The organism is Tardiphaga sp. 172_B4_N1_3, assembly GCF_052076035.1.
In the GTDB taxonomy this organism is placed as follows: domain Bacteria; phylum Pseudomonadota; class Alphaproteobacteria; order Rhizobiales; family Xanthobacteraceae; genus Tardiphaga; species Tardiphaga robiniae.
On sequence record NZ_CP197238.1, the window covers coordinates 1,866,074 to 1,892,077 of the forward strand.

Below are 26,004 nucleotides of genomic sequence, written 5' to 3' on the forward strand. Positions count from 1 at the left end.
GTTCGGGCCGTTTTGTTTCGCCCCTGCGTCCTTTCACCGCCTTAGAGGATTGGACAAGAGATCGGCGGGATCGGTCTAACGCCGAGCGCGCGACATGCCCCAATGCCTGTCCGCTGTCGCAACATTCGCGACGTTGATGCGGCGAGAAAACTGGGAGAAGCGATCATGTCATATAGAACGACCGCTTTCGTTGCGGCATTCTGCATGCTGGCATCTGCAGCAAGTCTTCGCGCGGAGACGACGGAAGAACGCCTGCGACGCGGCGACGAGGTTGTTCGATCGCTCAATGCCGGCAGCAGCCAGCCGACCCTCGAAGGCCTGCGCGCCGAGTTTCCCTTTCTCGCCGATGCGATCACGGGCTACGCACTCGGCGACGTCTGGGCCCGGCCGGTTCTCGACGCGCGCACGCGACAGCTAGCAGCCGTCGCCGCTTTCGCGGCGCTGGGGCATCGGCCGTTCATGAAGATCCATGCGAACTACGCGCTCAACGCCGGCGTGAAAGAGGAAGAGCTGAAGGAGATCGTCTATCTGACGACCGTCCATGCCGGTTTCCCGCGCGCCATTGAGGCGGCGCAGACACTGAGTGAACTGTTCAAGGAGCGCGCACCGAAGCCGGGAGCGGCGAAGTGACAAGAGCATAGAAAAAAGGCCCGAACGCAAATTCGAGCCTTTTCTGTTGTCTCTCGCTGTCGTCACCCGGCCTGCAATGCGGGCCAAGGTGTATGCGCGCTCTCTACGGGAACATCGCGGGCTGATCGATGCCCAGCGTCTCGGCAAAGCCAAGCACCAGATTCATGTTCTGCACCGCCTGCCCCGATGCGCCCTTGGTGAGGTTGTCCAAGGTCGAGACGATGATCGCACGGCCCGGGATACGGTCAGCGGCAACGCCGATGAAGGTCATGTTGGAGCCGCGCACATGCCGCGAATGCGGCGTCTTGCCGAATGGCAGGATGTGCACGAACGGCTCTTTCTCATACTGCTTCACCAGCACCTCGTGGAGATCCTGCGCCGTCTTGCCCCGCCGGCCACGCACATAAATGGTCGAGAGAATGCCGCGGTTCTGCGGCAAGAGATGCGGCGTGAAGCTAACAACAACCTCCTTGCCGGCAGCCTTGGAGAACTCCTGATCGAGCTCCGCCATGTGCCGGTGATGGCCGACACCATAGGCGTTGAAGCCTTCGGACACTTCGGAGAACAGCATCTCTTCCTTGGCCGAACGCCCTGCGCCCGTCATGCCGGACTTGGCATCGATGACGATCTCATCGGTCTCGATGGCGCGCGCCTTCAACAGCGGCACCAAAGGCAGGATCGCGCATGAGGTGTAGCAGCCGGGATTGGCGATGAGCCGCGCCTTCTTGATGTCGCGCCGATAGAGCTCGACGAGGCCGTAGACGGCTTCCTTCTGCAGCTCCAGCGCATGATGTTCGTGGCCATACCACTTCGCATAGGCGGCTGCGTCCTCGAGCCGGAAGTCGGCCGACAGATCCACCACCTTCGTCTCCGGCGCCTTGGCCAGCAAATCCTGCAGCACCTTCTGCGTGGTCGCATGCGGCAGCGCGCAGAACACCAGATCGAGGCCAATGGTCGTCCAGTCGACGGAGTCGATGCTTACGAGCGTCGGCAGTTCATAGGGTGCGAATTGCGGGAACACATCGCCCATCGCCTGCCCGGCGCGCCGGTCGGCCGTCAGCAGCACGAGCTCGACCTTGGGATGGCGCAGCAGCAGCCGCACTAGTTCGGCTCCGGTGTAACCGGACGCACCGAGAATGCCGATTTTCTTCTTCGTGCTCATCCCATAAATCCTTCGGCCTCAGCCATAGCAGTCAATTGTGTCGTCTCTTCCGCAAACAAATGCGGCCGCAATTTGCGCATCGCATTTGAAATCTCGAACGCGGCAGGCTCCGGCCGCAGCGCCAGTGCGCTCATGACAGCCAGATGATCGGCATCTGACGTGTGCTGGTTGAGCTTGGAGCTACCCTCCACCTCGTCCACTGTCATCACCACACCGACGATCGCCTTCTTCATCGCCTCAAGCCGCCCCGCCGCCATCTTATCGGAGGTCCAAGGCTTCTTCGGCGCCAGCCGTGTTTCGAACCTTGCGCTCAGCGCGTCAAGATGCGGGCCCAGTTCACCACCCGACAGGATGCGCACCGGTCCGGTGAGATGGACCGCCTGATAGAGCCAGGTCGGCACCTGATCGGGCGATACGTACCAGTCGGCCGACACATAGGCATCAGCGCCCAGGATGGCCATGGCCCATGGCGTCACGCCGTCTGCAAGCTTGAGCAGCGGATTTTGTCGCGCAAGGTGAAAGGCCAGACGCGGCGTGCCGTCATTGCCGTAGTCGAGGCAGAAAGGCACCGCGGAGGCGATCGGCTTCCTGCCATCGAAGGCGCAGACCGTGCCGAAGCCGCGCGCGTCCGCAAACGCAAGTGCGTCAGTCCGGTCGGTCTGAAATTTGGGCGGCGTATACATGACGGGCTCCTTCCTGAGTGAAGGCCGCCGGATGGGTCGCGCTGCTATTTGGGAGAAAGACTGCCGCGGACCATATCCGGCGGCAGTGAGAGATCGAAACGCTTATGCGCGCATATCTCCACCTGCCGCGAGAATGCGGCGGCGGCGGGCGATGATGCTGGTCGCAAGGTTGATCATGGGCGCGGTCATAGGGCCGCGCCCGCGATCCGTCAAGATCACCAGAGCGCAGACCTCAGAGAACTGGGCTCCACGGCGCCGGCACGACGCGGTAGCCGTTGCCATCCTTCTCAACGAAACCGTTGGCCGGGAACGGATAGTGGAAGCCTTGCACCCGCATCCTGTCGGCGACCAGCATGTCATAGACCTTGCGGCGGGTGGCTTCGGCCTGCACCGGATCCTGGTCGAAATTCACGTGCCAGCCGGGATTGGCGGCGAATAGCGCCGGAAGGTTGGTGACGTCCGACTGGATGAAGACCTTGTCCGATCCGGACGACAGCACATAGGACGTGTGGCCCGGCGTGTGCCCGATCGAGGCGACAGCCAGCAGCCCGGGCGCGACGTCCTTGCCCCATTCATAGGGCGTAACCTTCTTCTTCAACCCGGCCTCGAACACCCGCCGATTGTTCTTGAACAGACCGGTCATGCGATCGCCGGTGGCACGGCTCATCTCGCCGTCGTCCATCCAGAACTTCCACTCTACTGCCGGCACCAGCACTTCGGCATTGGGAAACGCCAGCACGCCGTCCGCCGTCAGCAGGCCGTTCACATGATCGCCATGGAAGTGCGAGATCACGACCATGTCGATCATCTTTGGATCGATCCCTGCCGCCGTCATGTTGGTAATGAACTGACCGACATTGCCCTTGCTACTGGCATAGGCGCCCGGCCCGTTGCCGGTGTCGATCACCACCAGCTTGCCACCGGTGTTGATCACCAGTGGCGCATAGAAGTTGGTGATCTGATCTTTCGGCAGAAATGCCCTGGCGAGCACGGCATTGATATCATCGCGTTTGGCGTTGGAGATATAGGTATCGGCCAGCGGAAACGTCGCGGCACCATCGGAAATGGCGTTCACCTGGATATCGCCGACCTTGTAGCGATAGAAACTCGGCGCCTGCTTGTCGGCCGGCGGTGCGGATGCCTTTGCCGGAGCCGATGAAAGCAGTGGCGTCGCTGCGAGCGCGGCGGCACCCGCCAGTGCGTGTCGTCGTGACAGATCCATGAAGTCTTCTCCCCTTGCTTTGCATGGTCGCTGTTGGCGCGACTCCGGCGCAGAGACTGGCACGACGCACCGACGGAGGCGATGGGTGTTTGCGAGGCCAGCCGGCCTGCACTGCAGCGCAGGCCGGGAAATTTGCCAGGCTTCGTTTAGATCACCGGGCTCCATGGGGCCGGCACCAGCCGATAACCACTGCCATCCTTCTCGACGAAACCGTTGGCCGGGAATGGATAGTGGAAGCCCTGCACCCGCATCTTCTCGGCCACCAGCATGTCATAGACCTTGCGGCGCGTCGTTTCCGCCTGTGCCGGATCCTGGTCGAACATCAGATGCCAGCCGGGATTGGTGACGAACAGCGACGGATGGTTGGTGACGTCGGACTGAATGAACAGCTTGTCGCTGCCGGACGACAGCACGAACGAGGTGTGGCCAGGCGTATGGCCGACCGACTCCACGGCGAGCAGGCCCGGCGCGACGTCCTTGCCCCACTCATAGGGCGTAACCTTCTTCTTCAACCCGTCGTTGAAGAGCTTGCGGTTGCTGGCGAACAGACCCTTCATGCGATCATTGGCGGCCTTGGCCAGTTCGCCATCGTCGTTCCAGTACTTCCACTCGGCGGCCGGGACGAGGACTTCGGCATTCGGAAAAGCCGGCGTGCCATCGGCGGCCAGAAGCCCGTTCACGTGATCGCCGTGGAAATGCGAGATCACGACCATGTCGACGTTCTTGGCGTCGATACCAGCGGCGGCCATGTTGTTGGCGAACTGGCCGACATTGCCCTTGGTCGCCGCGAGGGCTCCGGGGCCGTTGCCCGTATCGATCACCACCAACTTGCCGCCAGTGTTGATGACCAGCGGCGCAAAGTGGATGGTCATCTTGTCCTTCGGCAGGAAGGCCTTGTCGAGCGCCGCGTTGACCTCATCCTTCTTGGCGTTGAGCACGAAGGTGTCGGCCAGCGGGAAAGTGTTGGCGCCGTCGGAGATCGCATTCACCTGCGCATCGCCGACCTTGTAGCGGTAGAAGCTCGGCGCCTGCTTGTCGGCGGGTGGAGCAGACGCCTTGGCAGAGCCTGCGGTGAGCAATGGAGATGCGGCGAGCGCGGCGGCTCCGGCAAGGGCGTGGCGGCGTGACAAGTCCATGATGTTCTCCGGGGTGGCTGGCGGAACTATCTACCAGCGTTCGATGACTTCTGCGAGATGCCGCGGCATTCAGACACCGCGACATGTCAGCCCGTTGAACACCCGGGCGCAGCGGTTATTCCCCGCCGGACTACTTCAGCTTCCAGAGCCATTCGACAGCGACGGACAGGCCGTCGCCGAATAGCAGAAGCACGCCCGCCCAGATAAAGGCCGAAGTGAAGTTGGCGACCTGAAAGCGCCAATAGGGCATTTCGAAAATGCCGGCGGCCAGCGGCACCGAGGCCCGCAATGGGCCGAAGAAGCGGCCGATGTAAATGCTGGGCACGCCCCATTTCTTGACGAAGGCTTCGCCGCGCGGAAGCAGGTCGGGAAATTTGGACAGCGGCCAGATCTGCGCCACCTGGTCCTTGTATCTGAAGCCGAACCAATAGGAGAGCCAGTCGCCGAGCGCCGCGCCGAGAGCGCCAGCAATCAACACCGGCCAAAAGCTGATCCCGCTCGCGCCGACCAGTGCGCCGATTGCCACCAGCGCGCCCCAGGCCGGCAGCAGCAGGGAGATGAAAGCGAGCGATTCCCCGAAGGCCAGCAGCAGAACGATCGGCGCCGCCCAGACCTGGTTCTGGCGCACGAATTCGATCAGCCCGTGCATCCAGCCTTCCATATGGAGAGTGTCCCTTTACGGCTCTGGCCCGGCCTGACTGGCCGCGAACCGCTTTAACCTTCAAACGCCCGCGACAGGTAATCCGGCGGCACCGATCACATCAAGTCACAACATCTGAGGGCCGATAGCCGCGGTGCGGGTGCCCACCGGTAAATTTGAACCTTTTCCCGGCTTCTGCGTCCAAGGTCAGAGACCGGCTTACCCAATGGCAACTCTGTACCGCCGTTGGGCTGACTTCCCGCCCGGCTGTCAAAAATCAAGAACACAAAGGACTGAAGATGATCGGATCGCTGATGATGTGCGTGAGTGCGCTGGTATTGCTGATCGGCATGGTCGCCGGCATCGTGATGGGCATACGCCAGGACTTCCTGCTGAGCCCCGCGCATGCGCATCTCAACCTCGTCGGCGGCGTGCTGCTGTTCCTGTTCGGGTTGTATTACCGCCTGATTCCCCTGGCCGGACGCTCGCTACTGGCCAAGGTCCAGGGCACGATGCACATCGTCGGCGGCATCATGTTCCCTGTCGGCATCGGCATCACCCTGCTCGCCAACCACGCCTATATGGCCATTCCGATCATCGGTTCACTGATCATGCTCGCGGCCATGGCCCTCTTCGTTGTGATTGTGCTACGCACCGAGCGCTCTGGCACCGCCGCATGAGCCCCGAGGTCACAGCCACATTGCCAACCTGAACGTGGCATAGTCACAGCAACGATTCGCCGCGCCTCGCGCGGCGCCAACCGAGACAAAACTTTAAGACATATGGCCAAGGCACAGAAATCAAACGCGAAAGCTGATCTTTTTGGTGGCGCCAGCGCGCCAAAATCGGCTGCGGCACCGAAGGCGTCCACCCGCTCCGCCAATGCCGAAGACGGCTATACGGCCGCGGACATCGAGGTCCTCGAAGGCCTCGAGCCGGTCCGGCGTCGCCCGGGCATGTATATCGGTGGCACCGATGAAAAGGCGCTGCATCACCTGTTCGCCGAAGTGATCGACAACTCGATGGACGAGGCGCTGGCTGGCCATGCGACCTTCATCGAGGTGGAACTCACCGCCGACGGCTTCCTGTCGGTGTCGGACAACGGCCGCGGCATCCCGGTCGACCCGCATCCGAAACATCCGAAGAAATCCGCCCTCGAAGTCATCATGTGCACGCTGCATGCCGGCGGCAAATTCGACTCCAAGGTCTACGAGACTTCGGGCGGTCTGCACGGTGTCGGTGTCTCCGTGGTCAACGCCCTCTCCTCGCTGCTCGAGGTCGAGGTCGCGCGTAACCAACAGCTCTACAAGATGACGTTCGCCCGCGGCATTCCCCAAGGCAAGCTTGAGGATCTCGGCAAGGTTCATAACCGCCGCGGCACCCGCGTGCGCTTCAAGCCGGATACCGACATCTTCGGCGCCAAGGCAGCCTTCAAGCCGCAGCGTCTGTTCAAGATGGCGCGCTCCAAGGCCTATCTGTTTGGCGGCGTGAAGATCCGCTGGAAGTGCGATCCGGAACTGCTCAAGGGCCTCGAGGACACTCCGGCCGAGGACGAATTCCACTTCCCCGGCGGCCTCAAGGACTATCTCGCCGCGGCGATCCATGCCGATACGCTGGTGCATCCGGAGATATTCTCCGGCAAATCCGGCCGCAATGGCGCCCATGGCGCCTGCGAATGGGCTGTCGCCTGGACCGCGGATGCCGACGGCTTCATGTCGTCCTATACCAACACCGTGCCGACGCCAGACGGCGGCACCCATGAAGCCGGCATGCGCAGCGCCATGCTGCGCGGGTTGAAGGACCACGCCGAACGCGTCGGCCAGGGCAAGCGCTCTGGCACCATCACTTCGGAAGACGTGATGGTCGGCGCCGCCGTGATGCTCTCGGTATTCGTGCGCGAGCCGGAATTCCAGGGCCAGACCAAGGATCGTCTCGCGACCGCCGAAGCCCAGAAGATCGTCGAACAGGCCATCAAGGATCCGTTCGACCACTGGCTGTCCGGCAATCCCGTCCAGGCCAACAAGCTGCTCGAATTCGTGCTCGAGCGCGCCGACGAGCGTCTGCGCCGCCGCGCCGAAAAGGAGACTTCGCGCAAGACCGCGGTGAAGAAGCTGCGCCTGCCCGGCAAGCTGGCCGACTGCACCAATACCGCGACCGAAGGCTCCGAACTGTTCATCGTCGAGGGCGATTCGGCAGGCGGCAGCGCCAAGCAGGCGCGCGATCGCAAGACCCAGGCCATCCTGCCGCTGCGCGGCAAGATCCTCAACGTCGCCTCGGCGACCAAGGAAAAGCTGACGGCCAACGCGCAGATATCAGACCTCATGCAGGCGATCGGCGCCGGCACCGGCGCGCATTACCGCGAAGAAGACCTGCGCTATTCACGCATCATCATCATGACCGACGCCGATGTCGACGGCGCCCACATCGCGTCATTGCTGATCACCTTCTTCTACCGGCAGATGCCAAAGATGATCGATGAAGGGCATCTCTATCTCGCAGTCCCCCCACTCTACCGCCTGACCCATGGCAGCAAGACGGTCTATGCGCGCGACGATGCGCACAAGGACGCGTTGCTGAAGAGCGAATTCAACGCCAATGCCAAGGTCGATGTCGGTCGCTTCAAAGGCCTCGGCGAAATGATGCCGGCGCAGCTGAAGGAAACCACCATGGACCCGGCGCGCCGCACCTTGCTGCGCGTGCAGCTACTGCCGGAAGACCGCGACGGCACTGCTGACTCCGTTGAGCGCCTGATGGGCACCAAGGCCGAAGCGCGGTTTGCGTTCATCTCGGACAAGGCGGAATTCGCCAACGAGGAATTGCTGGACGTTTAAAAGCTCGTTTCTCGGACGCGCTCACGCTTCAGAAATCATCGGGCGCGTGCCGGGAGCAATCTTTTATTCCCTATTTAGTCATTGCCCCTCGCCGCCCGGCGTGCGAACGCCGGCGATCAGGATATCGACGAGCCGCTTGGCGCTGGCTTCCCAATTCGGACCTGCGCTGACACTGGCCACGCCGGCCAGTGCGCGCAACATGTCGAGCGGATCGAGATCGAGGCGGATGTCGCCATTGGCAACGGCGCGGTCGACCAGCATTGCCATCGCAGTTTTGATCTGCGTGCCAGCATCGGCATAGAGGTCCGAACAGTCGCCAACAATCGAACCCAGCACACCCGCCATCAGTTGCTTCGTCGCAATGTGATCGACGAAGATTCGCATCCAGGCGCGCAAGGCCTCCACCGGGGCATGTGTGGTCGCAAGTTCCGCAGCGGCCTCGGCAAGCTGCTGTGTCTCGTTGCGATAGACCGCCTCGACCAATGCGTCGCGGGTGGGGAAGTGGCGATATAGCGTCCCGATTCCGACGCCCGCGAGCCGCGCGATCTCCTCAAGACCGGCCGCCTCGCCCTTTTCGGCGAATGTCGCCTTTGCCGTTTCCAACAGCCGCTGACGATTGCGCTGCGCATCGATCCGTGGTCCGCGAACGGCCTTCGGCTTGGCCTCCTGTGCCATTTTACGGGTCACCTCTTGATAAACGGAGGGAGCCTCCGTATTTAAACGGAGACGGCCTCCATTTATACCCTCAAAGCGCCGTTCGACAAAGCTCGATCAGCTCGGAGGCGCGTCGTGCCAAACACAAGGAGCTATCATGGCAGGACCTTTCAGTGCCACTTCCACCACCGACGACGTGCTCGCTGGCGTCGACCTCCGCGGCAAGCGCATTCTGGTCACCGGCGTCTCAGCCGGGCTCGGCGTCGAGACGGCGCGCAGCCTGGCCGCCCGGGGCGCGCAGGTGGTCGGTGCCGCCCGTGATCTCGCCAAGGCGGAAGCGGCGACCGCGCAAGTGCGCGCCGATGCCACTGGCGGCGGTGGCCTCGAACTGATTGCACTCGATCTCGGCTCGCTGGCCAGTGTCCGCGCCTGCGCCGATGCGCTGGTCGCGGCGGGCCGCCCATTCGACCTGGTGATCGCCAATGCCGGTGTGATGGCGCCGCCGTTCGGCCTCACTGTAGACGGCTTCGAGACCCAGTTCGGCACGAACCATCTCGGTCACTTCGTATTGGTCAACCGTATCGCGTCACTGCTGTCGCCTACCGCGCGGCTGGTCAACGTCGCCTCGTCCGGCCATCGCTTCGCCGACGTGGATCTCGAAGATCCCAATTTCACCAAGGGGTCCTATGAGCCGGTCATCGGCTATGGCCGCTCGAAGACCGCCAACATACTGTTCGCCGTCGAGTTCGACCGGCGGCATCGGGCACGTGGCGTGCGCGCCACCGCGCTGCATCCCGGCGGCATCAAGACAGAACTCGGCCGCCATATCGGCGAAGCAACGATCGATGCCATGCTCGACGGCATCAATGCCGAGCTCGCTGCCGAGGGTAAACCGCTGTTTCAATGGAAGACCATACCGCAAGGCGCTGCAACTTCGGTGTGGGCCGGCGTGGTCGCCAGCGCGGACGAGATCGGCGGCCGCTATTGCGAGAACTGTCACGTCTCGGAGATCGTCGACGGGCTGATCAATCCGGCCAGCGAAGGCGTGCGCGCTTACGCGCTCGATGCCGAACGCGCCAAGGCGCTATGGGCCAAGAGTGAGGAAATGGTTGGCGAGCGCTTCTGATCGCCCTGCCGAAATGAAACTGCGGTGATGAACCAAACAGTTGGTTCGTCACCGCCATAGCTGGCGCTTGAAACCCTTGGCTCCGTTCATCGTATCTATCCCATGCGCGCACCATTGCTCACTCTCGGCATTCTCGCTTTCCTGATCGGTACGCTCTGGATCGGTCAGGGCACCGGCCTCGTGAACTGGCCAAAGTCCAGCTTCATGATCAGCCAGATGCAGTGGGCCTATTATGGCGCTGCCCTCGCAGCGCTTGGCGTCGGCCTGATGGGATTGGCGCTCGCGCGGCGCTGACGCCCTCTTCCATCTTCCCGCCAGTCTTGCGATGATCCGTCCCAGACGCGCCAAGAACGCGTCGGATACAACGCAATGCGGGACGAACATCTTTGACCAGCAATCTCTTCGACCTCACCGGCAGGGTCGCCATCGTCACCGGCGGCAACACCGGAATTGGCCTCGGCATGGCGCGTGGGCTCGCGAATGCCGGTGCCACCCTCGCGATCGCCGATCGCAACAGCGATAATGCCGCTCAGGCAAAAGTCGAACTCGAGAAGTTCGGACATTCCGTACTCGCGCTGACGACTGACGTCACCGACACCAAGTCTGTCGCACAGATGGTCGTCGCGACATTGGGTGCGTTCGGCCGCATCGATATCCTCGTCAACAATGCCGGCATCAGCATCTCCGCGCCGATCGAAGAAATGGCGCTGGCCGACTGGCAGAAGGTCATCGACGTCAACATGACCGCGCCCTTCATCTGCGCACAGGCTGTCTACCCAATGATGAAAGCCGCAGGCCGCGGCAAGATCATCAATATCGCCTCGGTGTTGGCCACGCTCGGCGCCGGCGGCGCGGCGAACTACGCATCAAGCAAAGGTGGCATCCTGCAATTCACCCGCGCGCTGGCGACTGCCTGGGCTGCGGACAATATCCAGTCCAACGCCATTCTGCCCGGCTGGATCGACACCGACCTGACCAAGCGCGCCAAGGAAATCCGACCCGAACTGCACGGTCGCATTCTCGGGCGTGTACCGGCGCAGCGCTGGGGCAGGCCTGATGATCTTGCGGGCGCGGCCGTGTTCTTGGCCAGCGGGGCTTCCAACTTCGTCAACGGTGCCGCGCTCACGGTCGATGGTGGCTTTTCAATTCAAGGCTGATGCAATGAGGACAACACCATGACTGCAGGACTGTTCAATCTCTCCGGCAAAGTGGCCATCGTCACCGGCGGCAATGGCGGCATCGGGCTCGGCATGGCGCGGGGTCTGGCGCAGGCTGGTGCCGCCATCGCCGTGGTGGGACGCAACCAGACGAAATCCAAGGATGCTGTCGCGGAATTGACCGAGAGCGGCGCCAGGGCGGTCGCCATTGCGGCCGATGTGACCGACAAGACCGCTGTCGATGGAATGATCGCACGCGTGCTGAAAGAACTCGGCCGCATCGATATCCTCATCAACAATGCCGGGATCAACATCCGCAAGCCGCCGCACGAGATCGCACTCGACGAATGGGACAGCGTCATCAAGACCAATCTCACCAGCGCCTTTGTATGTTCGCAGGCGGCGCATCCGGCGATGAAGGCCGCGGGCGGTGGCAAGATCATCAATATCGGGTCGATGCTGTCGATCTTCGGCGCGTCTTTCGCGCCAGCCTATGCCGCCAGCAAAGGCGGCATCGTGCAGTTCACCCGCTCCTGCGCGGTCGCGTGGGCGCCGCACAACATCCAATGCAACGCCGTTCTGCCGGGTTGGATCGATACCGAACTGACACAGAATGCGCGCCGTGAAATCGACGGCCTGCATGACAAAGTACTGGCACGAACGCCCGCCGGCCGCTGGGGCGCGTCCGGAGATTTCGCGGGCATTGCCGTGTTCCTGTCGTCGCGCGCGTCGGACTTCGTCACCGGAACGGCAATCCCCGTCGACGGCGGCTTCTCGGTGCAGGGATAGTCTGTCTTAGGCTTCTGGCGACTCCACGTGCTCCGGTCGTACGCCAATGGCCAGGAAGCGCGCGGTTAGTCCCTGCAGCAGCGGAAACGCGCTGACCAGGCGCATGATCAGCGGCGGCGTCAGCGGCTCGCCGCCCGTGGCCAGTGCACGGCTGATGATGTTGTTTTGCATCACGACCTGCATGCCCTGTGTTGCGCGCATCGGGAATTCGCGGCGGCGACGCACCGCGCCGAGGTCGTCCTCGGTCACCGGTCCCTTCGTCAGCTTCGCCGCCAGCAGGTTAGCGGTCGCGACGGCGTCCTGCACCGCGATATTCACACCGACGCCGCCAACCGGGGACATCGCATGCGCGGCGTCGCCGATGCACAACAGCCCCGGCCGAGTCCAGCGCTTGAGCCGATTGATCGCGACGGTCAGTAGTTTGAGGTCGTCCCAGCTCTTCAGCTCTTCGATATGCGCGCTCAGGATCGGCGCCAGACGTGACGTTTCGGCACGGAAAGCCTCAAGGCCGCGCACCTTGATCTCCTCATAGTGCCCCTTGGCGATCACATAAGCGCATTGCCAGTAGTCCCCGCGATCGATGGTCACCATCATCTTGCCGGGCTCGAGCCGCGCGAACACGCTCTCGGTCTCCGCGCCCTTGGCAACGCGAAACCACAAGATGTCCATGGGCGCTCCGATGTCTTCGACCTCCAGCTTCGCCGCCGGCCGCACGATCGAATGCCGGCCATCGCAGGCCACTGTCAGATCGGCATGGATCTCGACCGGCCCCTGCTGCGTGATGGCCTTGACGCCGACTACTTGCTCGCCCGACCAGATGAGATCGGTCGCCTCGGTGTTCATCATCACCTTGAGATGCGGATAGCGCTGCGCTTTGTCGCGCAGGAAATTGAGGAAATCCCACTGCGGCATGAAGGCGATAAACGGATACTTCGCGCTGGTGCGGCTGATATCCGCGATGCGCAGCTTATGCGTTCCGAAGAAGCCATCCATCTTCTGGATACGATCGTGCTTGATCTTCAGGAAGTCGTCGATCAGGCCAAGCTCGTCCATCACCTGCAGCGTCGATGGATGCACGGTGTCGCCGCGAAAATCGCGGAAGAAGTCGGCGTGTTTCTCGATAACGATCGTATCGACGCCGGCGCGGCCGAGCAGATAGCCGAGCATCATTCCGGCAGGGCCACCGCCAACGATGCAGCAGCGCGCGGTCAGCGAGTTCTCGTTCGCGCCTGCAGCCATTCGCTACTCCTCCGGCGAGTCGAATTTCTTGATCAAGGAATGCGAGCTTGCGATAGTCGCAATGCCGTGGTTCGCAGGGCGGTGTCGATCATGCTCATCGATTTCCCGAACGTCGGAAGCTCTTGGTTTCGGAGATGCTGCCGTCCCGGAACGTCAATTCGACCGACACGAACTTCGTCGAGGCCGGGATTTTGATGTAGGTCTCGGCATCCGACGGCGTCGCAATGGGGTCGCGCAGGTCGCAGGGCGGGAATTTCAGCAGCTTGTCCGGCACGGCGCTATCGATCCCGACGCGGGCCTCGCGAATGGCACAGCGATACGACATCAGATGCGTATAATACATCAGGGGCGTGTTGTAGCCACCGAAGGCAAGCCAGCTTCCAGCGGTCATATCGAGGATCTTGCGCTGGTCGCGAACCAGCGCCGCCTCGGGATCGAAGCGGATCGGAAACGGGCCCTGCATCTCGCCGTTCGCGTCGACGTAACGCAGATAGATCGTCGTCGCCGCTGCATCGGCGTCGAGCTGGATCGCCGGATTCGGCATTCGCTTGCGCGTGCGCGGATCGAGCGTGTCCATGAAGCCGGTCTCGCGGAAATTACCTCCCTCGCCCATCCGCCAGGAGATACCCAGTGTCGGATCGGCGATCGAGAACATCACGGTCCAGCCGCCATTGTGGCGCGAGAAGCTGGCGATCGGTGCGTTCACCGCATCGTTGGCCGGCGGTAGTTGCGGAACGTTGACGGGCGGCAGCGCAGCGACCTGCTGCAGCGGTTCGGCCGGCCGCGCATCGGCCTGCTTGAGCGCCACACCATTGAGAAAGACGTCATCGACCATCTGGTCGAAATACACCGGCACCTGACGGTGCTTCACGGTCTCTGCCATCTCGCTGACGGTCCGCCGGGTGCGCTGCGCGACCTGCACGAGGTTCAGCGATGGCTCCTGCAGCTCCTTGATGAAGGCGCGCGTGAAAACCGAATTCGGATCGGTGTCGTTGTTCGACAAACGATCCAGCGCGGTCTGCCGCGGCCCGGCCGAGAAGATCGAAAACACGCCTTCCGGGAGCGTCGTCATCGGAGCGAGACCACCGCTGCCGGCCACAGCGCGGGTGCCAGCGCGCTCGAACGGATTGTTGCGACAGGCGTCGAACACCAGAATCGACGTCCGCGCGCCGCGCATCTGCAGCCGCGTTACAATCCGGTCGGCGAGAATCGCTGAGTCGCGCACCAGCTCTTCCTGCCCTTCCGTGGCGGCAGGGACATCCGTCGGCAGCAGGAAGTTCTGGCCGGCGATCTCGAAGCCGTGCCCTGCAAAAAAGAAAAAGGCCGTGTCGCCTTTTTCAATCGTCGAATCGAAAGCGAGCAACGACTGACTGAAGGCCTGCCGGGTCTGGTTCTCGGCCACCATGACACTGAAGCCGAGATTCTTCAGTGCGTCCCCTATGCTGCGGGCGTCATTCACGGCCTTCTGCAGTTTCGGCACATTGCGATAGTCGTTATTGCCGATGACCAGCGCCACGCGTTTTGCAGCAAAAGCCGGCGCTGTCGAAAGTACCGCCGCTGCCAGCGCTGCCAGCAGAATCAAAAGCCGTCGCATTGTTCTATCCCCGCCCCGCCAGCACATGTATCCGTGTGGCTCGACCGCGTCATTGTCTGCCTTGGTCGAGGCAGAACTGCGGCCGGTTCAAACCGGGGTCTAGCCGTTACCACCCATTTTGTCCTGCCTGCTCAGGCCGATCATCTGCCCGCCGATTGCAGCCCCGCTGCCACATTTTCCGCCTTAATCTCCGCTAGCCCGAGCCCCAATCAGAGTCAGGAGATCGTTGTGAAATCACTCGTCCTCGCAGCCGCGCTGTTGCTTCCCACCATGGCACTCGCGCAGGATGCGGCTCCCGCTACCGCGGCGAAACCGCCGGCTGCCGCCGCCAAACCGAAGCGCGCCCCGGTAGCCGCCAAGCCTGCACAGACCACCCCGGAAGTGCTGGATATCAACCAGATCATCGGGATCCGCCAGGTCGATCCGGCGACGTATGAGGTCGATGCCCGTCTACAGAGCGGCAGCGAGGTGCATCTGCGCATGAATGCTTTCGTGATGCAGAATCTCGGGATGCAGCTGGGCACTTACGGCAAATAGTCAGCCTGCGGTATCCCTCTCACGCGCGCCGGAATAAGTCGACTTCCGGACGGCTCGGCGTGCGCCCTCGATCAGGGGTGATGAGGTACCACATGTCGCGAAGTCCTGTGGATAAGGGTTACGCGGCCAATCATCGACATGATTGCCCCGACATGTGCTATGTGACAATTCATCAGGTCCGGAGCCAATCCGGGGAGCAATTGCTAAAACCGGCTCCTGCTACAGGCAACCAATGTCAGGAAACGCGCCTCAGGAACTTTGCGTTCCTCCGTAGCTGGCGATCTGGGGATGGGATTTTTTAGACTGTAAGATTTCAGGCAGTTTTAATCACCCGCCCGAAGCCCGCTACGACTGGATACCTGACGACCAATGGCAAAGAAGATGATTACGCCCGGGCACGAGTTGCTGCTTCGGGTCAACAAGGCATTTCTCGACCACGGCTATGCCGGCCTGTCGATGGTCGGTCTCGCGAGAGAGTGCGGCTTCACGCAGCGCGCGCTCTATTACTATTTCAGCAACAAGGAAGAGGCATTTCGTGCCTCGATCGGCCATCGCAATGAAGTCGCGATAGCGCAGGCACTCGAGGCCGGCCAGAAGATCCGGGAAAGTGGCGGCAGCGCACTCGACATCTTTGCGACGATCATCGACCTGAGATACGGCGAAACCCGTCGGATGCTAACCTTCTCGCCGCATACCGTCGAGCTCAATGCAGAAGCCTTTCGGCGCTGCCGCGATCTCATGATCGAGTCCGCAATCGCCTTCCAGGCCGAGCTGGAAAAGCTGATTATCGATTTCCACTACGGCAAGCTGCTGATCCTGACCGGCCGTTTTACGGCCGCGCAGATCGCGCAGGCGCTGGCCGACGGCGGACGGGCTGTCAATCAGGCACTCCCTCCGATCGCAGCGAATGACTTCTCGGCACGCTATCGCCAGACCTGCGAGATGATCCTGTATGGCTGCGCGGCAACGCCGACGCAGATCTGAGGCGCTGCGGTTCGCCGCCACATACCCTCCTCTCGACTCATCCAGCTCCATCGACATATGGTCCGCGCGGGCAGCGGAGGACGCGCATTGCGTTGCCGCTATGAGATGCGGGGCGTCAGATGAACGACCAGGTGCGGACGCACGGGGCGCCAGCGGGCGCAGCCGTGCCAACTATTGCGGCACGCCTGGACGGGCTGCCAGTCACGCCGCTTCACCTCGGCATCTTCGCGCTCTGTGCCTTCGGCCTGTTCGCAGACATCGCCGAGGTGGCGCTCAGCAATGCCTTTTCCGGCATCTTCCTCGCGCCGCCCTACAGCATCTCGCGCGGCGAGCTCTCGCTGTTGTTGGCATCGGTCTTTGCCGGCGGCGCCGTTGGTGCACCTGTGTTCGGCTGGATTGCGGATCGCTATGGCCGCCAGATTGCGCTGCAGAGCGCGCTTGCCGTCCTGGCGCTGAGCTCGCTCGCCGTCGCCGCCAGTCGCGATGTGGCAACCATGACGGCCTTCCGCTTCATCTCCGGCCTCGCCATCGGCGGCTATCCGCCTTTGACATCGGCCTATCTGTCAGACCTGCTGCCGCCCCGGCGGCGTGGCCTCTTGATGATGCTGTGCGGCGCGCTCGCCTTTCTCGGCGCACCGGCTATCATCCTGATGATCCGCTGGCTGACGCCCATCGCGCCATGGGGCATCGAGGGCTGGCGCTGGGCTTTGATCTTCGGCAGCGCGTGCTCGACCCTGACAGCCCTGCTGTTCTTCCTGGTGCCGGAATCGCCGCGCTGGCTCGCATCGGTCGGACGCGACGCCGAGGCTGATGCCGCCTGCCGCCGCTTCGAGGCATCCGCGCGTCAGCCATCACCGCCGGCGATCTCCGCTCCCGAAACTATTGCGACCAGATCCAGCGGCTTCCGAGCGCTCGCCCGCGATCGGATCAGCCTGCGGCGCACAGCGCTCCTTGCCGCGCTCTATGTATTCGGACCCTGGGCCACCATTGGCTTCCCGCTGCTCAGCGCCGCGGTGATGGTGCAGAAGGGATTTCATGTCAGCGAGTCCCTGCTGTTCGCGGGACTTACGATGTTCGGTCCATCGATCGGCATCGCGGCGGCATCGGCCTTCGTCGATCGTATCCCGAGGCGCCTCGCTCTGGTCGCCTGTGCCGTGGTGATGATCGCAACCGGGCTGACTTTCGCTGTCAGCACGGTGCTAACGCCGCTCATCGTCACCGGCATCGTGTTCAACCTCGCCAGTGCCGTCTACAGCGCCGTGCTTAGCCTCTACGCTGTCGAGCTGCTGCCGACGCATCTGCGCGCCTCGGCCACCGCTGGCGCATGGGGCCTCGGCCGCGTCGTATCGGCGCTGGTACCGATCGCGCTGCTGCCGCTGCTCGGCAGCCACGGTCCGATCGCGATGTTCACGGTGATCTCGACCGCGCTGTTACTGAGCGGCGCGCTCATCGCCATTGCCGGTCCACCCGGCCGCGAACGCAGGCCGGTCGACTAACGGTCAGCGCTGCATCGACGTCACACGCGACGTCGCGTAGCGGCCGTCCGGCGGGGCCCCAAGCCCCCGCCAATATCCCGGTTTTGGCCCTTTTCCGCTAAAACATTAAGCTTTTTGGGATGTTCCAGGGTGTGGCGGATTGACTTTGGCCGATTCCAGCCTATGTTCCGGCTCGACGCGGCCCGGTATCGAAACGCGATATCTTGAGTAAGCCGCCTGTCAGCGCCCAGCGTCTCCGTGCATGTTTGCGTGCCGCTCCGGGGATAAGCGCTGCAGTATTTCCCGAGAATCCAAGCGGCGGTTTCGACCTGAGGCGTGATTCCGAACGGTGATCATCCGGATACCGGATCAGATCATGCCCCCATACAGAGGCTCAATGTCCTTCTCCAATCTCGGCTTGTCCGACAAGGTTCTCGCCGCCGTTGCGGCCACCGGTTACACCACCCCAACCCCCATTCAGGAACAAGCGATTCCTCATGTGCTGGCGCGCAAAGACGTGCTCGGCATCGCCCAGACCGGCACCGGCAAAACCGCTGCCTTCGTTCTCCCGATGATGACCATGCTGGAAAAGGGCCGAGCCCGCGCCCGCATGCCCCGGACGCTCATTCTCGAACCGACCCGCGAACTGGCCGCACAGGTCAAAGAGCAGTTCGACAAATACGGCGTCGGCCAGAAGCTCAACGTAGCGCTGCTGATCGGCGGCGTCTCGTTCGGTGATCAGGACAGCAAACTCACCCGCGGCGTTGACGTCTTGATCGCCACGCCGGGGCGCCTGCTCGACCATACCGAACGTGGCGGACTGCTTCTCACCGGCGTCGAATTGCTTGTCATCGACGAAGCCGACCGCATGCTGGACATGGGCTTCATCCCCGACATCGAACGCATCTGCAAGCTGGTGCCGTTCACCCGTCAGACTCTCTTTTTTACGGCGACCATGCCCGCCGAAATCCGCCGCGTCACCGAGACCTTCCTGCATAATCCGGTGAAGATCGAAGTCTCCAAGCCCGCCTCCACCGCCGTCACCGTGACCCAGTCGCAAGTGGCCGTCGGCCGCGAGCCGCACGAGAAGCGCGAAGTGCTCCGGGCCCTTCTCCGCGAAGCCACCGACCTCAAGAATGCGATCATCTTCTGCAACCGCAAACGTGAAGTCGCGTTGCTCGCCAAGTCGCTTCAAAAGCACGGCTTCAGTGTCGGCGCCCTGCATGGCGACATGGAGCAGTCGGCCCGCACGGCCGCGCTGGACCAGTTCCGCAAGGGCGAGCTGCCGATCCTGGTGGCTTCCGACGTCGCCGCCCGCGGCCTCGATATTCCCGCCGTCAGCCACGTCTATAATTTCGACGTCCCGCATCATTCCGACGACTACGTGCACCGCATCGGCCGTACCGGCCGCGCCGGCCGCACCGGCTCCGCGATCTCGCTGGTGTGCCCATCCGACCAGAAGTCCATGCTGGCGATCGAAAAACTGATCGGCCAGTCGATCCCCAAGGTCGAAACCTCCATAGCTATCTCCGAGCCTGTCGAAGGTGAAACCGCTGAGGCGTCGCGCCAGTCGCGCAACCGCACCGGCAATCGCGAAGCTAATGCCGAACAGCCGCGCGGCGGCCGCAACGATCAGCCCCGCGAAGGCGGACGTGATCGCAAACCGCGCCGTGAGCGTGGCCCACGCCGTGAAGGTGGTCGTTCGGAAGGCGGCGAGCGCAGCCCGCAGCCGCAGGCCGCCGAAGCCGCTTTGGCAGCACCGGTCGTGGCAGCGGCAGCCCCGCAGGCGCAGCGTCCCCCCTCCATCGGCCGCGCCGAAGCGCCACGTTCGCGCCGCGAAGACAACGAACCGGCGGATCATTCGCACCTGCCGGCCTTTCTGTTGCGTCCGATCCGGGCACGCGCATAGGTAGTATCGCGCCAAGAATGTTTACTTGCCGTTCACTCTCGTCCCCTAATCTGAATGCGATATTTTTAACGAATTTGCATTTCAGAGGACAGCGTATACACGCTGTCCACGAGGGCACAGAACGTGACCGGCATCCTGGACGAACAAGAGCGGACTTTGGCCTTCGCCGAAGTCGCGCTGGGCCAAATTCGCTCGCTCCGCCAGACGGCGATTCCGCGCAATTATGAGATCTGGTACGTCTACGCGACTGGCTACAATTCGGCGCTCAACAAGGTCATAAATGAGACGCTGGCCCGCAACGGCCGCCTGACCGAAGCCGACCTCGACCTGATCCACGACACTTATCTCTCACAGATTCGAACCACCGATCGCATCGATCAGGTCGGCGCCCGCGTCATCGGCGAGATCGACGACGTGATGGCGCTCATCACCGACGCTCTGGGCATGACGACGAACTTCAATGCCAGTCTGGATGGTGCCAGCAAGGATTTGTCGCGGGCGCACGATTCTGCTGCGGTGAAAGCCGTGATCGAGAGTCTCGTCAAATCTACCCGTGAAGTGCACGACACGAACAAGGCGCTGGAAGAGCGGCTACTGTCCTCGAAGAGCGAGGTCTACACGCTGCAACAGAGCCTCGAGGCGATCCGCGCCGAGAGCCTGACCGATCCCCTCACCGCGCTCGGCAACCGCAAATATTTCGACCGTGCGCTGATGGCGGCAATCGATACCGCGGTGAAGCGCGGCGAACCGTTGTCGCTCCTGATGCTCGACATCGATCACTTTAAGTCCTTCAACGACAATTATGGCCATCTCACCGGTGACCAGGTGCTGCGTCTTGTCGGCCAGTCATTGAAGCAGACCATCAAGGGCCAGGATATCACCGCGCGCTATGGCGGCGAGGAATTCGCCGTGGTGCTACCGAACACGCCGCTGCGTCAGGCGCTCACCGTTGCCGATCACATCCGCCGCGCCGTGATGTCAAAGGAGCTGAAGAAAAAATCGACTGGCGAGATCCTGGGACGCGTCACGATTTCCGTCGGCGTCTCGATGCTGCAGATCGGCGACGATATGGAATCGCTCATCGGCCGCGCCGACGCCTGTCTCTATGCCGCGAAGCGCAGCGGCCGCAACCGCGTGATCTGCGAAGTCGATCCGGAATATTCGGCGGAGCTGCAGTTTCAGGTGGCATGACGCCCCACACTTGGCTTCACCATTCGCAAGGAGACGCCGCGCAACGCACGGCTCCTCAGGATGAGGATTTGCGCTTCTTTGCGGCTTTACTGGCTTTCTTGCTGGCGACCGTCTTAACCGCAGCCTTCTTGGCGGCCTTCTTTTTCGCCGCGGTCTTCTTCACGACCTTCGCTTTCTTCGTTGCCCGCTTCTTGCCTGCTTTTGCCAGCGATGCACGGATCGCTGCGGCATGCGCGACCCTCGCCCATTCGGTGACTTCATCGGGATCGTCGTAGAGCCGTTCCGGCAGCTGCCAGTAGGATCCGATCATCCGCAGCTTGCCGCGCATCTCGTACTGAAAACACTTTGAGCCTTCGCTCTCGAAACGCGGGATCGAGTTTTCATCGGCGCGCAGATAGACCGCGCCGCGCAGCACCAGCGCGAAGTTGATGCCATCGGCGGAAATGCCAAAGCCGGAAAACATCCGGCGGATCGTTACCGGGCCAAAGCCGGCGAAAAGTTCACTGAGAAATTCGCGGTCCATCGGGGAAGTGTAGGATGCGACGCGCGATTGCGGAAGCGGTCCGTCCGCGTCGTCTCTCTACGTCATGGCCGGGCTTGACCCGGCCATCCAGTCTCCCTCGCTTTCACCGAAGCCCAGAAAAATGGATGCCCGGGACAGGCCCGGGCATGACAGAGTTTTAATTTCGAAAAGACAACTCTCAGCCGTCGATCTTCGCCGGCGTCAGTTGCACGGACTCGCCGCAGCCACAGGCCGAGATCTGGTTCGGGTTGTTGAACACGAACTGGGCCTGCATGCGGTCGGTCTTGTAGTCCATCTCGGTGCCGAGCAGGAACAACACGGCCTTAGGATCGACCAGGATCTTGACGCCCTTGTCCTCGACGATTTCGTCGGTCGGCTTGATGTCGTGGGCATATTCGACGGTGTAGGACTGGCCGGCGCAGCCACCGTTCTTGATGCCGACGCGCAGGCCGACGATCTCGGAATCCGCACGCTCCGTCAGCTCCCGGATCCGCGTTGCGGCAGCATCTGTCAGGCGCATCACCTGCGGACGGGGTCGCTGCTTCGGTTTGGCAGCCGGTATGGTTGGGTTCGGTGTCATCTCAGTCATGTGTTCAGTCCCTTCGGCGGTTCAAGGCCGCCATAGGAATTCAAGCGACTTGGGCGTATTCAGCAAACCGGACGCAACTCACCACATATTCAGAACGAGACGGGCCTCGTCGGTCATCCGGTCCGGCGTCCAGGTCGGCTCCCAGACGATCTCGACCTTGACCAGACCGACGCCGGGCACGCTGGCCACGGCGTTCTCCACCATGGTCGGAAGCTCTTCGGCCGCCGGACAATTCGGCGTCGTAAGCGTCATCTCGACCTGGACGGAGCGATCGTCCTTGATGTCCACCTTGTAAATCAGGCCGAGCTCGTAGATATCCGCGGGGATTTCCGGGTCGAACACGGTCTTCAGTGCAGCGACGATCTCGGTGCCCAGGCGTTCGGTTTCGGCGGGATCGAGCGCCGAGGTGGTCTGCATGTGAGCGGGCTTCTCAGCCTCGGGGGTGGCGTCCGGCGTTTTGGCTTCTGCAATGTCACTCATGCAAACAACTCCCGTGCCTTGATCAGCGCCTGTGCGAGGTGGTCGACCTCCTCGCGGGTATTATACATTCCGAATGATGCACGGCACGTGGCCGTCACATTGAATCGCTCCAGAAGCGGCATCACGCAGTGGGTCCCCGCGCGGACAGCGACGCCCTGTCGGTCGATCACGGTCGCCACGTCATGGGCGTGCGCGCCCTTCAGTTCGAACGAAATCACCGGGCCCTTGTTCTTGGCAGTTCCGATAATACGCAGCGAATTGATCTCGCGCAGCCGGTCCTGTGCATAGGCCAGGAGGTCGTGCTCATGGGCGGCAATCCGCTCCTTGCCGATCGAATTGACGTAATCGATGGCAGCGCCGAGGCCGATGGCCTCGACGATGGCGGGCGTACCAGCCTCAAACTTGTGCGGCGGATCACCATAGGTGACCCACTCCTTCGCCACTTCGCGGATCATCTCGCCGCCACCGGCATAGGGCCGCATCGCGACCAGGCGGTCATATTTGCCATACAGCACGCCGATGCCGGTCGGTCCGTACAGCTTGTGGCCGGTGAAGATGTAAAAATCGGCGTCGATATCCTGCACGTCGATCGGCATGTGCACGGCAGCCTGGCTGCCATCGACCACGACCGGAATGCCGCGCGCATGCGCGAGCTTCACCACGTCCTTGACCGGAACCAGCGTACCCAGCGCATTGGACATCTGGGTGATGGCGACGATCTTGGTACGATCGGTCAGCAGCTTCTCGAACTCATCGATCAGGAAGTTGCCTTCGTCATCGACTGGTGCCCACTTGATGACGGCGCCCTGGCGCTCGCGCAGGAAGTGCCACGGCACAATGTTGGAATGGTGCTCCATGATCGAGAGCACGATCTCATCGCCTGGCTTGATGTTGTCGCCGCCCCACGATGCCGCGACAGCATTGAGCGCATCGGTGGCATTGCGGGTGAAGATGATTTCCTCGGGGCGCTTGGCATTGAGGAAGTGCTGCACCTTGATGCGCGCGCCCTCATAGGCCTCGGTCGCCGCATTGGCGAGGTAATGCAGTCCGCGATGCACATTGGCATATTCGGACTTGTAGGCCTCGGTCATGCGGTCGAGCACAGCATAGGGCTTCTGCGCCGATGCCGCGTTGTCGAGATAGACCAGCGGCTTGCCATAGACCTTCATCTCGAGCGCCGGAAAATCCTCGCGGACGCGAGCGACGTCATATGACCCGTTCGAGACCGCGGGATGCAATGTCATGCGCGCGACTCCAGCCAACGCTCTGCGGCCGATATCGCGACGTCGCGCAGATCGTCATTCACGATCGACTCCAGCGCTTCACCCACGAATGCCTGGATCAGCAGCGCCTGCGCCGCCTTCTCCGGCAGGCCGCGAGCCCGCAGATAGAACAGCAAGCTGTCATCCAGCGCGCCAATGGTCGCGCCGTGGCCGCACTGCACGTCGTCAGCGAAGATCTCGAGCTCGGGCTTGTTGTCGATTTCGGCCTCGTCGGACAGCAGCAGCGCCCGTGACATCATCTTGCCGTCGGTCTTCTGCGCGATCTGATGGACGTTGATGCGACCCTGGAACACCGAATGCGCGCGATCGTCGAGCACGGCGCGGAACAGCTCGCGGCTGAGGCAATTCGGCGCCGCATGCTCGATCACGAAGGTACAGTCGCCATGCTGCTTGTCGCGCAGCAGATGAACGCTGTTGGTCGACAGCTCCGAATCCACACCAGCCAGCGTGATGAAGCTCTGATAGCGGCTGACGCCACCGCCAGTGGTCAGGCTGAAGGTGTTGAACTTGGTGCGCGCACCAACCGTGACAATGGCCGTTGCGATATTCGCTGCATCGCCGGCATCTTCCATCACGCGCACATGCTGCAGATCGGAATCGTCGCCGATCCAGATCACGACAGCATCATGGGCCTGATACGCCTTCGCGGATTCTGCCGCGACGAAGCTTTCGACCAGCGTCACACGCGCGCGATTGCCGATACGCACCAGCGACCGCGTGAATGCGGCCACGCTCGGGCGTGTCGCGACATGCACGATATGCAGCGGCCTAGCCGGGGCAGCATCGTCAGCGATATCGATCAGCATGCCATCGGTCGCAAAGGCGGCATTCAGCGCGATCATCGGATCGACAATACGCGAGCGCAGCAAGTCGGCCCGCGTCGCACTGGTGGCATCGTCGAGCATCGCGCTGAGCGCATGCACGGTCACGCCGCCGCCCGATGTCAGATCGGAGAGACCTGCCGCGAAGACACCGTCAACGATGACCAGCTTCTGCGTATCACCCGTACCGAGCGTTTCGACCAGTCTGGCGGCCTGTGCCAGCGCGGCCTGATCCGGCGCGGGCGCGAGCGGTGCCACGTCGCGCAGCAGGTTGCGCAAGTCGGTATATTTCCATTCTTCGATGCGCCGGGTCGGCAGACCGGTACGCGCGAAATCATCGAACGCCTGCTGGCGCGTTTCCGCCACCGTGCCGACGCCCGGCAACCGACCGCGCGCGGCGGCGAATGTGCCGTCCAGCACCGCGCCCGTTGTTGTCTTTGCGAGAGCTACATTCATGATTGTCTCACTCAGGCCGCCGCGTCTTCATACTGCGCATAACCGGACTCTTCGAGTTCCAGCGCCAGTTCCTTGCCGCCACTCTTTACGACGCGGCCCTTCGACATCACATGCACACGATCCGGCACGATGTAGTTCAGCAGGCGCTGATAATGGGTGATGACGACCATGGCGCGATCCGGGCTGCGCAGTGCATTGACGCCGTCGGCAGCCACGCGCAACGCATCGATGTCGAGACCGGAGTCCATTTCGTCAAGGATGCACAGGCTCGGCTGGAACAGCGCCATCTGCAGCACTTCGTTGCGCTTCTTCTCACCGCCGGAGAAGCCGACATTGACGCCGCGCTTCAGCATATCCATCGGGATGTTCAGCGAGGCAGCAACTTCGCGGACCTTCCTGAGGAAGTCCGGCACCAGATATTCGGATTCGCCGCGCGCCTTGCGCTGCGCGTTCACCGCAGTGCGCAGGAAGTTCATCGTCGTCACGCCGGGAATTTCCACGGGATACTGGAACGCCAGGAACACGCCCTTGGCGGCGCGCTCGTCGGGCTCCATTTCCAGCAGGTCTTCGCCCTTGAACAGGATCTCGCCGCCGGTCACCTCATAACCGGGCTTGCCGGCGATGACATGGCTGAGCGTGGATTTGCCCGAACCATTCGGTCCCATGATGGCATGCACTTCGCCGCCATTCACGGTCATGGTCAGCCCATGGAGAATCTCGCGATCCTCGACACGAACCTGCAGGTCTTTCACTTCAAGCAATGCGGTCATAAGTCTCTATCCTTTGATCATCATCGTCACCCTCGCCTGAACGCACTTGGGTTCAGCCTGGAATGCTCGCCATTCGCGGCGAGCCTCTAAGGATGGTTTTCAATCTTGCCGACATCCTGGAAG

At 62.3% G+C, this 26,004-nt stretch carries 26 protein-coding genes; 12 read left to right on the forward strand and 14 right to left on the reverse strand.

The window, feature by feature from the left end:
* Positions 1-165: 165 nt before the first annotated feature.
* The gene (locus AB7783_RS08660) at positions 166-630 is read left to right on the forward strand and encodes a carboxymuconolactone decarboxylase family protein (protein WP_441277389.1); all 465 of its coding nucleotides are present in this window, start codon (positions 166-168) and stop codon (positions 628-630) included.
* Positions 631-733: 103 nt separating this feature from the next.
* Here AB7783_RS08660 and argC read toward each other — a convergent pair whose 3' ends face one another.
* From argC to AB7783_RS08685, 5 genes are all read right to left on the reverse strand, one after another.
* Positions 734-1,792, reverse strand: a complete 1,059-nt coding sequence (argC, locus tag AB7783_RS08665) for an N-acetyl-gamma-glutamyl-phosphate reductase (protein ID WP_089264164.1) — start codon at positions 1,790-1,792, stop codon at positions 734-736.
* A complete protein-coding gene (locus tag AB7783_RS08670) occupies positions 1,789-2,475 on the reverse strand; it encodes an FMN-binding negative transcriptional regulator (RefSeq protein ID WP_441277390.1) in 687 nt (228 codons plus the stop codon). Before AB7783_RS08670 ends, argC begins: the two co-directional genes overlap by 4 nt.
* A gap of 232 nt (positions 2,476-2,707) precedes the next feature.
* Positions 2,708-3,697, reverse strand: coding sequence for an MBL fold metallo-hydrolase (locus AB7783_RS08675; RefSeq protein ID WP_115028867.1), 990 nt, complete (start codon positions 3,695-3,697; stop codon positions 2,708-2,710).
* A 146-nt stretch (positions 3,698-3,843) separates the two neighbouring features.
* Positions 3,844-4,833: an MBL fold metallo-hydrolase gene (locus AB7783_RS08680; protein WP_175368922.1), complete on the reverse strand. Its 990-nt coding sequence runs from the start codon at positions 4,831-4,833 to the stop codon at positions 3,844-3,846.
* Positions 4,834-4,963: 130 nt separating this feature from the next.
* The gene (locus AB7783_RS08685) at positions 4,964-5,494 is read right to left on the reverse strand and encodes a DedA family protein (RefSeq protein WP_093758436.1); all 531 of its coding nucleotides are present in this window, start codon (positions 5,492-5,494) and stop codon (positions 4,964-4,966) included.
* A 278-nt stretch (positions 5,495-5,772) separates the two neighbouring features.
* Between AB7783_RS08685 and AB7783_RS08690 the strand changes: the two genes are divergently transcribed.
* Together AB7783_RS08690 and parE are read left to right on the forward strand one after the other, a co-directional pair.
* Positions 5,773-6,153 carry a hypothetical protein gene (locus AB7783_RS08690; RefSeq protein WP_175368921.1) on the forward strand — a complete coding sequence of 127 codons (381 nt, stop codon included), beginning with the start codon at positions 5,773-5,775 and terminating at the stop codon, positions 6,151-6,153.
* A 102-nt stretch (positions 6,154-6,255) separates the two neighbouring features.
* Positions 6,256-8,304: a DNA topoisomerase IV subunit B gene (gene parE, locus AB7783_RS08695; protein WP_089264158.1), complete on the forward strand. Its 2,049-nt coding sequence runs from the start codon at positions 6,256-6,258 to the stop codon at positions 8,302-8,304.
* A 78-nt stretch (positions 8,305-8,382) separates the two neighbouring features.
* On the opposite strand, the gene AB7783_RS08700 is transcribed toward parE, so the two are convergent.
* Positions 8,383-8,979 (reverse strand): TetR/AcrR family transcriptional regulator, encoded by a 597-nt coding sequence (locus tag AB7783_RS08700; protein WP_089264157.1) that lies wholly within the window; start codon positions 8,977-8,979, stop codon positions 8,383-8,385.
* 136 nt (positions 8,980-9,115) lie between these two features.
* On the opposite strand from AB7783_RS08700, the gene AB7783_RS08705 reads away from it, so the two are divergent.
* The 4 genes from AB7783_RS08705 to AB7783_RS08720 all read left to right on the forward strand — a co-directional run bounded on the left by AB7783_RS08705 (position 9,116) and on the right by AB7783_RS08720 (position 12,030).
* Positions 9,116-10,084, forward strand: coding sequence for an SDR family NAD(P)-dependent oxidoreductase (locus tag AB7783_RS08705; RefSeq protein ID WP_441277391.1), 969 nt, complete (start codon positions 9,116-9,118; stop codon positions 10,082-10,084).
* Between the two features lie 102 nt (positions 10,085-10,186).
* Positions 10,187-10,378 carry a hypothetical protein gene (locus AB7783_RS08710; protein WP_068736598.1) on the forward strand — a complete coding sequence of 64 codons (192 nt, stop codon included), beginning with the start codon at positions 10,187-10,189 and terminating at the stop codon, positions 10,376-10,378.
* Between the two features lie 92 nt (positions 10,379-10,470).
* Complete coding sequence (locus tag AB7783_RS08715) at positions 10,471-11,241, forward strand: SDR family NAD(P)-dependent oxidoreductase (RefSeq protein WP_441277392.1); 771 nt, start codon at positions 10,471-10,473, stop codon at positions 11,239-11,241.
* An 18-nt stretch (positions 11,242-11,259) separates the two neighbouring features.
* Positions 11,260-12,030 (forward strand): SDR family NAD(P)-dependent oxidoreductase, encoded by a 771-nt coding sequence (locus AB7783_RS08720; protein ID WP_441277393.1) that lies wholly within the window; start codon positions 11,260-11,262, stop codon positions 12,028-12,030.
* A gap of 6 nt (positions 12,031-12,036) precedes the next feature.
* Here AB7783_RS08720 and AB7783_RS08725 read toward each other — a convergent pair whose 3' ends face one another.
* Together AB7783_RS08725 and AB7783_RS08730 are read right to left on the reverse strand one after the other, a co-directional pair.
* Positions 12,037-13,269, reverse strand: a complete 1,233-nt coding sequence (locus AB7783_RS08725; protein ID WP_441277394.1) for an FAD-dependent oxidoreductase — start codon at positions 13,267-13,269, stop codon at positions 12,037-12,039.
* A gap of 94 nt (positions 13,270-13,363) precedes the next feature.
* Positions 13,364-14,863, reverse strand: a complete 1,500-nt coding sequence (locus AB7783_RS08730; RefSeq protein WP_439058491.1) for a caspase family protein — start codon at positions 14,861-14,863, stop codon at positions 13,364-13,366.
* 228 nt (positions 14,864-15,091) lie between these two features.
* Here AB7783_RS08730 and AB7783_RS08735 point away from each other — a divergent pair, with 228 nt between their 5' ends.
* From AB7783_RS08735 to AB7783_RS08755, 5 genes are all read left to right on the forward strand, one after another.
* Complete coding sequence (locus AB7783_RS08735; protein ID WP_093758428.1) at positions 15,092-15,400, forward strand: hypothetical protein; 309 nt, start codon at positions 15,092-15,094, stop codon at positions 15,398-15,400.
* A 369-nt stretch (positions 15,401-15,769) separates the two neighbouring features.
* Positions 15,770-16,384: a TetR/AcrR family transcriptional regulator gene (locus tag AB7783_RS08740; RefSeq protein ID WP_441277395.1), complete on the forward strand. Its 615-nt coding sequence runs from the start codon at positions 15,770-15,772 to the stop codon at positions 16,382-16,384.
* Between the two features lie 119 nt (positions 16,385-16,503).
* Positions 16,504-17,880 (forward strand): MFS transporter, encoded by a 1,377-nt coding sequence (locus tag AB7783_RS08745; RefSeq protein ID WP_441277396.1) that lies wholly within the window; start codon positions 16,504-16,506, stop codon positions 17,878-17,880.
* 376 nt (positions 17,881-18,256) lie between these two features.
* The gene (locus AB7783_RS08750) at positions 18,257-19,768 is read left to right on the forward strand and encodes a DEAD/DEAH box helicase (protein ID WP_089264148.1); all 1,512 of its coding nucleotides are present in this window, start codon (positions 18,257-18,259) and stop codon (positions 19,766-19,768) included.
* Between the two features lie 123 nt (positions 19,769-19,891).
* Complete coding sequence (locus AB7783_RS08755) at positions 19,892-20,959, forward strand: GGDEF domain-containing protein (protein WP_315842317.1); 1,068 nt, start codon at positions 19,892-19,894, stop codon at positions 20,957-20,959.
* A gap of 55 nt (positions 20,960-21,014) precedes the next feature.
* On the opposite strand, the gene AB7783_RS08760 is transcribed toward AB7783_RS08755, so the two are convergent.
* The 6 genes from AB7783_RS08760 to sufC form a co-directional block, all read right to left on the reverse strand.
* Positions 21,015-21,482 (reverse strand): TfoX/Sxy family protein, encoded by a 468-nt coding sequence (locus AB7783_RS08760; protein WP_441277397.1) that lies wholly within the window; start codon positions 21,480-21,482, stop codon positions 21,015-21,017.
* Positions 21,483-21,660: 178 nt separating this feature from the next.
* On the reverse strand, positions 21,661-22,071 hold the full coding sequence (locus tag AB7783_RS08765) for a HesB/IscA family protein (protein WP_441277398.1): 411 nt from the start codon (positions 22,069-22,071) through the stop codon (positions 21,661-21,663).
* A gap of 78 nt (positions 22,072-22,149) precedes the next feature.
* Entirely contained in the window at positions 22,150-22,551 is a 402-nt protein-coding gene (locus tag AB7783_RS08770) for an SUF system Fe-S cluster assembly protein (protein ID WP_170849663.1), read from the reverse strand.
* Positions 22,548-23,795 carry a cysteine desulfurase gene (locus tag AB7783_RS08775; RefSeq protein WP_441277399.1) on the reverse strand — a complete coding sequence of 416 codons (1,248 nt, stop codon included), beginning with the start codon at positions 23,793-23,795 and terminating at the stop codon, positions 22,548-22,550. Before AB7783_RS08775 ends, AB7783_RS08770 begins: the two co-directional genes overlap by 4 nt.
* Positions 23,792-25,111 carry a Fe-S cluster assembly protein SufD gene (gene sufD / locus AB7783_RS08780; protein WP_441277400.1) on the reverse strand — a complete coding sequence of 440 codons (1,320 nt, stop codon included), beginning with the start codon at positions 25,109-25,111 and terminating at the stop codon, positions 23,792-23,794. Before sufD ends, AB7783_RS08775 begins: the two co-directional genes overlap by 4 nt.
* Before the next feature lie 11 nt (positions 25,112-25,122).
* A complete protein-coding gene (gene sufC / locus AB7783_RS08785) occupies positions 25,123-25,881 on the reverse strand; it encodes a Fe-S cluster assembly ATPase SufC (protein WP_320444250.1) in 759 nt (252 codons plus the stop codon).
* Positions 25,882-26,004: the final 123 nt, after the last annotated feature.